Source organism: Pseudomonas sp. HN2-3 (genome assembly GCF_020691745.1).
In the GTDB taxonomy this organism is placed as follows: Bacteria; Pseudomonadota; Gammaproteobacteria; order Pseudomonadales; family Pseudomonadaceae; genus Aquipseudomonas; species Aquipseudomonas capeferrum.
Window position 1 is genome coordinate 2,290,383 of sequence record NZ_CP085704.1, and the last position, 11,053, is coordinate 2,301,435.

8 protein-coding genes are annotated in these 11,053 nt (G+C 65.3%); 3 read left to right on the forward strand and 5 right to left on the reverse strand.

The features are described 5' to 3' along the window. Nucleotides 1-17 precede the first annotated feature (17 nt). The 5 genes from LJX93_RS10530 to LJX93_RS10550 all read right to left on the reverse strand — a co-directional run bounded on the left by LJX93_RS10530 (nt 18) and on the right by LJX93_RS10550 (nt 7,789). Nucleotides 18-2,594, reverse strand: a complete 2,577-nt coding sequence (locus tag LJX93_RS10530; protein WP_095065221.1) for a TonB-dependent receptor — start codon at nt 2,592-2,594, stop codon at nt 18-20. 110 nt (nt 2,595-2,704) lie between these two features. Then, nucleotides 2,705-4,258, reverse strand: coding sequence for an ABC transporter substrate-binding protein (locus tag LJX93_RS10535; RefSeq protein WP_033697235.1), 1,554 nt, complete (start codon nt 4,256-4,258; stop codon nt 2,705-2,707). A 4-nt stretch (nt 4,259-4,262) separates the two neighbouring features. Then, nucleotides 4,263-5,468 (reverse strand): LLM class flavin-dependent oxidoreductase, encoded by a 1,206-nt coding sequence (locus tag LJX93_RS10540; protein ID WP_156311374.1) that lies wholly within the window; start codon nt 5,466-5,468, stop codon nt 4,263-4,265. Between the two features lie 12 nt (nt 5,469-5,480). After that, nucleotides 5,481-6,704: a lipase family protein gene (locus LJX93_RS10545; protein ID WP_033697239.1), complete on the reverse strand. Its 1,224-nt coding sequence runs from the start codon at nt 6,702-6,704 to the stop codon at nt 5,481-5,483. Nucleotides 6,705-6,715: 11 nt separating this feature from the next. Continuing rightward, a complete protein-coding gene (locus LJX93_RS10550) occupies nt 6,716-7,789 on the reverse strand; it encodes a PhnD/SsuA/transferrin family substrate-binding protein (protein WP_227697156.1) in 1,074 nt (357 codons plus the stop codon). A gap of 331 nt (nt 7,790-8,120) precedes the next feature. On the opposite strand from LJX93_RS10550, the gene LJX93_RS10555 reads away from it, so the two are divergent. The 3 genes from LJX93_RS10555 to LJX93_RS10565 all read left to right on the forward strand — a co-directional run bounded on the left by LJX93_RS10555 (nt 8,121) and on the right by LJX93_RS10565 (nt 10,780). Beyond that, entirely contained in the window at nt 8,121-9,185 is a 1,065-nt protein-coding gene (locus tag LJX93_RS10555) for a sigma-54 interaction domain-containing protein (RefSeq protein WP_033697246.1), read from the forward strand. 134 nt (nt 9,186-9,319) lie between these two features. Continuing rightward, nucleotides 9,320-9,829 (forward strand): sigma-70 family RNA polymerase sigma factor, encoded by a 510-nt coding sequence (locus LJX93_RS10560; RefSeq protein ID WP_227697157.1) that lies wholly within the window; start codon nt 9,320-9,322, stop codon nt 9,827-9,829. A 3-nt stretch (nt 9,830-9,832) separates the two neighbouring features. Beyond that, the gene (locus LJX93_RS10565; RefSeq protein ID WP_033697251.1) at nt 9,833-10,780 is read left to right on the forward strand and encodes a FecR domain-containing protein; all 948 of its coding nucleotides are present in this window, start codon (nt 9,833-9,835) and stop codon (nt 10,778-10,780) included. Nucleotides 10,781-11,053 lie beyond the last annotated feature (273 nt).

An 11,053-nucleotide genomic window follows, 5' to 3' on the forward strand; every position in this document is an offset into this window, starting at 1 on the left:
TTACGGTGAGGATGGGGTCAGAACTGGTAATCGACCTGAGCCAGCAAGGTGCGCCCGGGCATCGGTTGCAGGAAGGTGTTGGTCGAACCTGCCAGGCCACTGACGAAATTCAGCTCGTCGGTAACGTTGAGCATGCGCACCGTGACGCCCCACTGGGGCTGGCGGTAGTACACGGCAAGGTCGAGGTTGTATTCGTCGGGCACCTTCACCGTCTTGCTCAGGTTCAGGTACCAACTGCTGGTCCACCAGCCGGAAAGCTCCACGCCGAAGCCGGAATCGAAGCGGTAGTCGACATAGCCGCCGGCGTTGTACTCGGGGATCTGCACCGCATCGAACTTGCCGGACGGGCGCTGGTTGAGGCTGTTGTTGTCGCCGAACACGGTGCCGTTGTCGGCGATGAAACCGGCCGAGGCAAACCCGGCCTGGCTGGTGAACTCGTTGTAGGCACTGATGCGGCTGAGGTTGAGGCCCCCGCGCAGGTGCTCGTCCTGGTAACGCAGGGTCGCTTCCCAGCCTTTGACGATCAGCCGGGCGATATTGTTGTTGCTGTCCGGCGCCTGGTCGCGTGCCTGCTTGTAGGCGGCCAGGGTGAAGAACAGCTGGTCGGGCACGGCCTCCACCTTCAACCCTACTTCGTGCAGCACGCTCAGGCTCTCGAACGCCAGCGGGTTGAGCTGGTTGGCCCCGGTGCCACTGCCCCAGCCCAGGCCATTGGTGAAGAAGCCGGTATTGACGGCCAGCGAGCGGTCGAAGGTGTAGTACAGGGTGCTGTTGTCGGTGGGCTTGAAGTAGGGGCTTACCTGTACCGAGAACAGCCGGTAGTTGTCCGAGTCCTTGCGCGGGTTGCCGCCGGCGAGCACGAAGGGGTTTTCGATGCGGGCATCGATCCAGCTGCGGCTGGCCCCCACATTCAACCCCACGCGCTCGCCCAGGCGCAGGTTGTGCTGGCTGAACAGGGTCTTGGTGGTCCAGGTGCTGTCGGCGGTGTAGGGCGCCACCGATTCGGCGTACAGGCCGTGCCCCGCCGGGTACATGGCCGGCAGGTTGAGCCAGCCGTAATAGCTGGACAGCTGCGGCACGCCGGGTTGGCCGATCCAGGCGCCGTTGCCGCCTGCGGGGTTGCGCCCGGCCAGGCCAAGCAGGTCGCCCGGGTTTTTCAGGGTCGGGTCGAGGGTGAGGTCGTAGGCGTTGATGGTGGAGCCGAAATTGTTGTTGGCAGCGATCGACTCGTTGCTTTCGCGGCGGTAGATCAGCCCGTTGTTGCTGTCGTCGACCAGCGTCAGGCCGCCCAGTTGCCATTGCCCGCGGGCGCGGAACTCGAAGCGGTTGTCGAAGATGTCGTCCTTGCCTTGCACCTGGAACGCGCCCACAGCATCGGTGGTGTCGGTCGAGCGCTGGTAGAAGGTGCTGTTGGCCAGGGTGATCGACGGGGTCAGGTCACCCTCGACGCGCAGTTGTGTGGTGAAGCGCCGCGAGCGGTTCTGGTCCTCGGCGCGCTGGCCGGTCTGCGCCGACAGCGAGGTCTGGCCATTGCCTGCCAGCGCCGGGTCGTACACCCAGCCGCGCAGGCTGCCTGGGTTTGCCTGGGTGTTGGGTGAGGCGCCCTGGAAGCTGCCATCGACCACCTGGTACTGGCCCTGCGCGTTGCGCTGGCGCTGCACCCAGCCCAGCACCTGGGCGTCGCTGGCAGCGGACGACAGCACCGGCGACCACAGGTTGTTGCCGTTCTGGATGATCGGCGTGGCACGGCCGGCGTTGTACTTGCCGTGGTCTACCAGGTCTTGGGTGGCACGGTTCCAGCCGTGGGTGATGTTGTAGTCGTAGTAGTCGTCGTAGGCGGCGTTCCAGTCCACCCGCAGGTTGTCGTTGCGCCAGGCGAGTGCGCCGTAGAACGCGTCGAAGTTGTTGTCGACGTTGTCGTAGAAGGTTTGCTGGCGCTGGCGGGTGATGCTGACCCGGTAGGCCAGGCTGTCACTGATGGGGCCGGTGTGGTCGACACTGAATTTGCTGGCATCGCGCGATTCGCCGTCGGGGACCCAACTGCCGACTTCGCCGCTGAGGCGGGTACGGAAGCGGTTGAAGTCGGGCTTCTTGCTCAGGTAGTTGACGTAGCCGCCGCTGCCACTGACCGAACCGTAGGTGACCGAGGAGGGCCCGGCAACGATGTCGGCACCCTCGTAGGCGTTGAAGTTGGCGGGGTGGCGTACGCCGTAGGCGCGTTGGCCATCCTGGAACACCTCGGAGTTCTGCCCGCGCATCTGCGGGGCGATACCGGCGTTCTGGCCGCCACCGCGGGTAATGCCGGGGGCGTACTTGACCAGGTCATCAGCGCTCTGGATCGGGTCGCGGGCCAGTTGCTCGGCGTTGATCTGGGTGACCGAGCGTGGGGTGTCGAGGACCTTGGTTTCCAGGCCGCCGTAGATCGAGGCGGGTGGGCGCGTAGGCAGGGCGTCGTCGTCAGTTTGTTCGGCTTGCACGGTGACCGTTTGCAGGGGGGTGTCTTCGGCATACGCCATGGGCACGGTAGCGGCCAGGATGGCGAGGGCCAGCGAGCTGGGCTGGAATTTGGGGTGCAGCAAGGCAACGCGGGGCATGGGGCTGGGCCTCGTACTATTCGGGGAATGGGAAAAGCGAGGGGCGCAGCCGCGCCTGCGGTTGATGGGTTTATCGGGGGATTGCCGGGGGCGCTAAGCGCCCCTGATGCTCAACTTCTCAGCCACAGGCTCTCGAACCTCCAGGTACTGAACAGCGATTGCTCCGCCTGCGCCCCACCCACCCGGGTACTGACGCTGTCGAGCAAATCGGCAAAGCCCCAGATCAGCATGCCGCCGCGTTCGTATTGGATGCGCTGCGCGCGGTGCACCAGCGCCTTGCGTTTCTCCAGGTCAGGCTGAGCCATGGCGGCGAGGAAGGCTTCGCTGAAGGCGCGGTCGTGGAAGTGGGTCTTGTTGGCCACGGCGAACGGCGCGTCGGTGTGAATGGCGCTGGCCAGAAACGGCGCGCCGATGCTGCCACCGGTGCTCAAGGTCCAGTCGTCGCGTTGCGGGCCCTGGAACGTTGCCAGGTCCACTTGACGCACCGTGATCGTCACGCCGATGCGCCGCGCCTGTTCGGCCAGCACCAGCGCTGAGGCAAGCCCCGGCCCTGGGGTCGTCACCAGTTCCACCTGCAGGCCTTCCTGGCCTGCGTCCTTGAGCAGCTGCGCCGCCCGTTGTGGGTCATGCGGGCGTGGCCCGAGGCTGTGGTCGAAGGTGGGGTCGAAGGGTGCGTACAGGTCGTTGGCCACGCGGCCTTGGCCATTGAGCGCGCGGCGCACCAGCTCTTCGCGGTCGGCCAGCAGGCGAAACGCCTCGCGCACCCGTGGGTCGTCGAACGGCGGCTTGGCGGTGTTCATGTCGAACGACAACCAGTTGCCGCTCACCGATTTCAACAGGCGCAGGCGCGGGTCGGCCTGCAGCACCTGAAGGTGCTCGGTGGACATCACGTTGGCCATGTCGATCTGCCCGGCGCGCAAGGCCGCCAGGCGGCCGGTCTGGTCCTTGAAGTCGATGATTTCCAGTTCATCGGCGTAGGGCTTGCCGGGCTTGTAGTAGTTGTCGAAACGGGTGAACAGCGAGCGTTGGCCCGGGGTGAAGCTTTTGAGTTTGTAAGGCCCGGCACCGACCGGGTTGGTGACGGGGTGGTAATCGACCGGCACGATGCCGCCGAAGTTGACCCAGGTTTCGGGCAGCGGCAGGTAGCTACGGCCTTCGCGAAAACCCAGGCGCACGGTGCGTGAGTCGAGCTTGACCAGGTTGTCGCGGTCGACCCAGTGCAGCAGCGCCGCGTAGGGTGAGGCCAGCTGCGGGTCGGTCAGGCGCCGGATGGAGAAGATCAGGTCGTCGGCGTCGATGGTCTTGCCGTGGTGAAACTCCAGCCCCGGTTTGAGCCGCAGGGTCCAGCCGCTGGCGTCGGCATTGGGCTCGGCAAGTTCGGCCAGGGCCAGGCGCGGCTGCATCTGCTCGTCCCACTCCCACAGCTTGCTGTACAGGGCAAAGCCCCGCACGATGCCGCTGCCGACCGGCTTGTGGGCGTCGAGGTTACCGCTCTGGTTGCCATCGATGATGCCCAGGCGCAGGCGCCCGCCATGACGCGGCAGGTCGGCAACCGCGTGGCCGGGGCTGTCGCTTGGGCCGCAGCCGGCCAGCAGCCCGCCGGCCAGCACGCCGGCATGGCCGAGGAAGCTGCGCCGGTTCAGTGGGTAACCGTCCCAGGCCATGGCATCAGGCTCCGTTGCTGGCGTGCAGTTGCACAGGGGTGGGTGCCGGGCGGGTGAGGGCGGCCCGCTGGTCACGGAAGTGCGGCAGGATGTGCTCGCCGATGCGGTAGGCTTCTTCCAGGTGCGGGTAGCCGGCGAGGAAGAATAGGTCGATGCCGATGCCGTGGTATTCGCGGATGCGCGCCACCACGTTGGCATAGCTGCCCACCAGCGCGCAGCCCGGGGGGATGCCGATGTAGCCGAAGCCGGTCCACACGTTGGGGTGGATGAAAAAGTCGTCGAAGGCCTGTTGCTCGTCGTTGTCGTTGTCGCTGTAGCCGTGCTCGTAGCTCAGCTTGCGTGCCGTGCGCAGGCCGGCGTGGGCGGCGCGGGCCTTGACCGTGCCCTTGGCCACGCCTTCGTCGAAGAAGCGTTTGGCCTCGGCCCGCGCGGCCTCTTCGGTGTCGCGGGCGATCACATCGATGGACAGGCCGAAGCGAATGTCGGTACGCCCCCACTTCAAGGCGCGGGCGCGGATGTCGGCGATCAGCGCGGCGATCTCGTCCGGGTGTTCGGCACGCATCAGGTAGAAGTCGGCATGCTTGGCAGCGAACTCGCGCGCCGCCACCGACGAACCAGCCGTGCAGATCAGCGGCAGCTCGGCTTTTTTCAGCGGCCCGCGCAGGCCGCCGCCCTCGGCGCGGTAGTAGCGGCCTTCGTAGTGAAACTGCTCGTTGTGCCAGTAGCCGCGCACCACGTCCATGAACTCCGTGGCGCGGGCGTAGCGCTGGTCGTGGTCTTCGAAGTCGCCGACCTGGCGCTGGAGGGCATCGGAGCCGCCGTTGATGATGTTCCACACCAGCCGGTTGCCCGTGGCGCGCTGGTAGGTCGCGGCCTGTTGCACCGCCACCCAGGGTGTGTAGTGGTAGGGCTGGAACGCGGTGACGAACTTGAGGGTGCGGGTTTCTCGCGCCAGCAGCGAGCACACGGTCCACGGCTCTTCGCCGGTGGGTGCATTGACCATCAGCGCGCCACCGAAGCCGTTGATTTCCGCTGCGCGGGCGATCTGGCCGAGGTAGTCGATATAGGTGAAGTGATCACCTACGGCAAACCCGGACACGGCACCGCTGCTGGCGCCGCCCGCGTGCCAGTCGCCACGGTTGCGGGGGTCGCCTGGGAGGTACTGGGTTTCGCCATGCAGCGGCAGGCGGGTGAAGAATTCGAGGCTCATGAGGTGGCTTCCTTATTGGACGCTGGGGCTGCAGTTGGGCGTGACCGGCTGGCCGCTGATGACCTGGCGGGCGAAGGGGATCGAGTCCTTGAGCGAGGCGTTGACCGTTTCGCTGTGCCCCAGGCCCTTGTACAGATGGCCTTGCACCACCGAGCCTGCCTTGCAGGCGTCCTGCATCAGCGCTACCTGGGTGGCGGCGGCGGGGGTCTTGTCCTCGGCACCGGTGCCGATGAAGATCGGCTGGGCCAGTTTCAGGGTGGGGTAGGACACCTGTGCCAGCCATGGCTTGAGCTTATCGCCCTGGTAGTCCTTCTTGGCGTTGGCCGGGGTCAGGCCGGTGCCGACCACGTCACTGACCAGCGATGACAGGCAACTGGTGCGCGCTTGCTCGAACAGCGGCAGGGCTTTGTCGGTATAGAAATCACGCGGGTTGATGCTCGGGTCGTACTGCTGCGCGGCAAGCAGGGTGTAGAAGCCGTACGCCAGCGCCGGGTCGACCTTGTTCGGGTCCTGTTCGCCGACGTTTTTCTGGCCCACGGTGTAGATCACGCCGGTGCCGATGCTGCCCTTGACCCCCAGTTTCGGCGCGTAGGTTGCCGCGTAGGCACCGGCTGCGAACGCACCGGCGCCGCCTTGGGACTGGCCGACGATCAGCACTTTGTCGGCAAGCCCAGGCACGCCCGCGACCACGGCTTTGGCTGCATCGAGAATGCCGTAGGCGGCCATGCGGTTGTTCAGCAGCGGGTGGCCACCTGGCACGCCCAGGCCTTGGTAGTCGGTGGCGACGATGGCATAGCCCTCTTCGAGCCAGCGGTTCAGGTACTGCACATCGCGGTAGGAGCGCCCGGCCCACGACGGTGCGCAGATATCCGCCACACCGACGGTGCCATGGCCCCAACTGGCGACCGGCCAGCCGCCGGCCGGCGCCTTGCCCTTGGGAATGAACAGCGCGCCGGACACCACGATCGGCGTCTTGCCGTCGATGCCGTCCAGCGAGGTGTAGAGGATGCGCTGGGCACTGGCGGCGTTGGGCAGGCTCAGCGCCGGGTCCAGTGCTTCGCTGCGCAGCAGTTTGCCAGGCGTGGCGGGGATCGCCTTGGTCCAGGTGTAGAAGCTCGAAACGCGGCCGTCACCCTGTTGTGGGTCGGGTGTGGGGGCGTAGGTGTCGGCGGCCAAGGCGCCAATGGAAAAGGCCAGGGCACTAAGGCCGAAGATGACGGAAACAGGCAGTTTCATGGGTGATGTTCTCAAGGTTGTTGGCTGATTTGAGCGTCCAGGGACGGCCAATAGTGGGTGAGCTGCAGGTCGATCAGTGCCTGGCGGGTGAAGCCTGTGGCCAGGTCGTGGGTGATGTCGTAGGGCGTGCGGATCAGGCGGTTGGCCAGGGCGTACTGGCCCAGCGCGTCGTAGTGGGCCTTGAGCTGGGTATCGCTCTTCGGTGCCCAGCGCGCCTTCCACGCCACCGGGTCGTCCTGGTCGTCACGGCGCAGCACGCTTTCGGCCACGCCCGCGCGCGAGGACAGCGCGTAATAGCCATCGCGGTTCTGCTCCTGGGAGATCCACCAGGCCGCGCGCACCCAGGCCGTGGCGACCAGCTGCGTGAGGTCGGCGTGCTGCTGCACGAAGCGGTCGGTGCCCCACAGGTCGGATACCAGCCGCCAGTCATTGGCGCCTTGCTTGGTCGACCAGAGGATCCGCGCCACGCCTTTGTCTTGCAGGGCATAGGCCTCGTTGAGCAGCACGGCTGCATCGACCTTGCCGGCTGCCACGGCGGCGGCGCCAACCTGCGGGTTGAGGTTGGCGACCTTGAAGTCGCCGAGCGTCAGCCCCTGGCTTTGCAGGAAGTTGCTGAAGGCGAACTCCCAGGGGCGCCCGCGGTGCAGGGCCAGGCGCTTGCCCTTGAGGTCCTGGATGCTGTTTACCGTAGAGTCACTGGGCACCACCAGGTAGATGTTGTTGCCGCTGCCGCCAGGCACGATCAGCTTGCCGGGCACCTGGCCGGCCCCGGCGATGACCGAAGGCAGGTCGCCGCGCACGGCGAAGTCCAGGCTGTTGTTGCTGAAGCCTTCGTTGATTTGCGGGCCGGCGCCGGCGTGGGGCAGGGCGGTCCATTGCAGTTTCACGCCGCGGGCGGTCAATTGCTGTTCGAGCCAACCATCTTCGATCACCCGCCCCGGGATGCCACCGAATACCGGCGCGCCGCCTTGGGTGAAGGCAACGATGGCGATGCGCACCGCAGCCGGTGGTTCGGCCGCCAGTGCGGTCAGGCTGAGGAGCAGGCCGCCCAGCAGGGCCAGGCCGTGACGCCAGAGATTGTTCATGTGCAGCTCCAGGCAGGGTTCAACAGGATTGGGCCGCGTGTTGCAGCGGACCAGGCGTTGACAGGCCAAGAGCGAAATACATGCCATGATTTGCAAAGCGCGCTGCAGGCCTTTAACGGCGGGGCTTTCAGCGAGTATGGAGGGTACGTTGGGCAGCCTTGCCTGCTGATCGGCAGGCAGGGGAGTGTTGACGGGTTGCTGCTCCAGCAGCAGCCGGTTGCTGGAAATTTTTATATTTCAAATTAGAATATATAAAGATGAATTAATAATTTTTTGATCTAATTTGTTTCGGGCACTATGGGGGTGCGCGTCAATTGCCAGGAATGCCCCCATGTCGCTGATCACCCATCCTAATGCCCGAGAGCTGACCAAGTCGGTACGTGCCACCGTGCTTGTGTTCAAGGACCCTCGTTCCCAGGAGTTGCTCAGCCGTATCGAGCGCCTGGCGCCCAGCGAGGCCAATACCCTGATCATCGGCGAAACCGGAACCGGCAAGGAACTTGTCGCTCGCCATATCCATCAACTGAGCCGTCGTGGCCGCGAGCCGTTCGTGGCAGTGAACTGCGGTGCGTTTGCCGAAACCCTGGTCGAGAGCGAACTGTTCGGCCATGAGAAAGGTGCCTTCACCGGCGCCACCTCGAACAAGGCCGGTTGGTTCGAGGCTGCCAACGGCGGCACGCTGTTCCTCGACGAGATTGGTGACTTGCCGCTGAACATGCAGGTGAAGTTGCTGCGCGTGCTGCAGGAGCGCGAGGTCGTGCGGCTGGGCTCGCGCACGCCGATCCCGATCAATGTGCGCCTGGTGGCGGCGACCAACGTCAACCTGGCCGATGCCGTGGTGGCGGGGCATTTTCGTGAAGACCTGTTCTACCGCCTGCACGTTGCTACCATCCGCCTGCCGCCGCTGCGTGAGCGGCCGGGTGACATTCTGCCACTGGCAGAATTTTTCATCGAAGAGCATTGCCGGCGCCTGGGTTACGAGCGTGCCGCGCTCAGCCCGGACGCCGAACGCAAATTGCTGGCCCATAGCTGGCCGGGCAACATTCGCGAACTGGAAAACGCGATTCACCATGCGCTGCTGGTGTGCCGTTATCAGGTCGTGGCACCTGCGGACCTGCACCTGGTGGACATGAGGCCGCAAGGCGCGGCCCAGGTGTATGCCGCGCATCCCGGCGCAGCACCGGCGATCGCCCCACCGGCCAACCTTGAGAGTGCGTTGCTGGCGCTGTTTGAGCAGAACGTGCCGAACCTCTACGAGCACATCGAGGAGACGGTGTTCCGGGCCGCGTACCGCTATTGCCACGGCAACCAGTTGCAGACCGGGCGGTTGTTGAACATCAGCCGCAACATCGTGCGGGCTCGGCTGGAAAAGATCGGTGAGTTGACCAAGGCGTGATGTGAGGGGCAGCCGCCGGTCAGGCAGACAGCCTGGCGGCGTGGCAGTAGCGGCATGAATGAAGGGTTGCGAAGCCCCAGACGACTCAGGTTAAATGAGAGTCATTACTAAAGACGCCCTTGCCGGTTCACTCCATGTCCTGCGCTGACCCCTCCCTGCAAAAAACCGTGCACACGCTCTACGCCGAGCACCATCCCTGGCTGTGTGGGTGGCTGCGCAACAAGCTCGGTTGTGTCGAGCATGCCGCAGACCTGGCCCAGGACACCTTCATCCGCGTGCTGACCCTGCGCAAGGCGGCCGAGCTGCGTGAACCACGGGCCTATCTGAGCAGTATCGCGCGCAGCCTGATGATCGACATGTTCCGGCGTCGGGCCGTTGAGCAGTCCTACCTGGAAACGCTGGCCGCCCGCCCCGAGCAGTTCGAGGTTTCGCCCGAGGCGCGCACGTTGATCATCGAAGCGTTGCTGGAGATCGATCGCCTGCTCGACGGCCTGGGCGCCCGCACCCGTGAAATTTTCCTGATGGCGCAACTCGATGGGCTGAGTTATGTCGAGATCGGGCGGCGGCTGGACGTTTCGGTCACCACCGTCAAGAAGCACGCCGTGCGTGCGCTGACCCATTGCCTGATGCTGGCCGAGGACTGAACCGTGGCCGAGGCTCAGCCCCTGGACCGGCGTGTGCTCGAAGCCGCTGCGCGTTGGTATGTCGAGTTGCGTTGCGATGCGGATGAAACCACGCGTGCGGCGCATCAGCGCTGGTTGCACAGCCATCCATTGCACTTGCAGGCCTGGGAACGCCTGGCGCGCTTGCAGGGCACGTTCGAGCAGGTGGCACCGGGCATCGCCCGCCCGACCCTGAGCAGTGCCAGGGCCAAGCGCCGCGAGGTGCTCAAGGTGATGTCGATCGTGCTGGCTGCGGGCGGGGCAGGGGGGCTGGCCTGGAACGAGGGGGGCGTTGCGCGGTTGATGGCCGACCAGCGCACAGGGGTTGGCGAGCGCCGTTCGCTGCGCTTGCAGGATGGCAGCCGCTTGCAGTTGAACACGGCCACGGCGGTGGATATCCGCTACAGCGCCCAATGGCGAGCATTGCACCTGTTGGGCGGTGAGATAGCGGTGGAAACTGCCCGCGACGAGCAGGCCCGAGCGTTCATCGTGCATACCGATCAAGGCAGCATCCGTGCCCTGGGCACCCGGTTCACCGTGCGCAGCGATGCCGATAGCACCCGGGTTTGTGTGCTGGAGCATGCCGTGGAGGTGCGCAGCGCGCATGCGTTGGCCGCAACGCGCGTCGAGGCCGGCCAGCAACTGAGTTTTCGCGCCGATGGCGTAGGGCTGGTGCAGCCCGCCACCGCGCTGCCTGACGCCTGGACCCGCGACATGCTGCTGGTGGATGACTGGCGCCTTGGCGATGTTGTCAGCGAATTGCAACGCTATCGGCCTGGGCACCTTGGGTGTGATGAGGCGGTCAGTGAGCTGCGGCTGTCTGGGGCTTTTCATTTGGGCAATATCGACACTGTGCTGGATAACCTCACGACTACCTTGCCGGTGCGTGTTCGTCGGTTCAGCCGTTATTGGGCGCGTGTTGAGGCGGTTTGAGGGTGAGGGTATTGAGGGGGTGCCATGTGTTTGCCACGACATTTTCAGCGCCTATGAGATCGAGCGCCGCAGGTGCCAGGCTTGGCATTTTCAGCGCCTATGAGATCGAGCGCCGCCCGCGCGGCGCATCGCGACGCAAGGCCGCTCCTACATTTGTTTCGGGCCAATTAGTCCTGGGGGATTGGCGCGCGGCCCCTTGGTGCCCCCCTCAATATCGCGTCGTACAAACAAGGCGGTCGCGCGCAAATGCCACTGGCCGCACTGGCCCGAAAC

What these genes read in the sequence shown, in the direction of transcription:
- LJX93_RS10560 (WP_227697157.1), top strand. Translation starts at nt 9,320, where the DNA reads ATGTCCTGCGCTGACCCCTCCCTGCAAAAAACCGTGCACACGCTCTAC.
- LJX93_RS10555 (WP_033697246.1), top strand. Translation starts at nt 8,121, where the DNA reads ATGTCGCTGATCACCCATCCTAATGCCCGAGAGCTGACCAAGTCGGTA.
- LJX93_RS10530 (WP_095065221.1), bottom strand. Translation starts at nt 2,594, where the DNA reads ATGCCCCGCGTTGCCTTGCTGCACCCCAAATTCCAGCCCAGCTCGCTG.
- LJX93_RS10540 (WP_156311374.1), bottom strand. Translation starts at nt 5,468, where the DNA reads ATGAGCCTCGAATTCTTCACCCGCCTGCCGCTGCATGGCGAAACCCAG.
- LJX93_RS10545 (WP_033697239.1), bottom strand. Translation starts at nt 6,704, where the DNA reads ATGAAACTGCCTGTTTCCGTCATCTTCGGCCTTAGTGCCCTGGCCTTT.
- LJX93_RS10535 (WP_033697235.1), bottom strand. Translation starts at nt 4,258, where the DNA reads ATGGCCTGGGACGGTTACCCACTGAACCGGCGCAGCTTCCTCGGCCAT.
- LJX93_RS10550 (WP_227697156.1), bottom strand. Translation starts at nt 7,789, where the DNA reads ATGAACAATCTCTGGCGTCACGGCCTGGCCCTGCTGGGCGGCCTGCTC.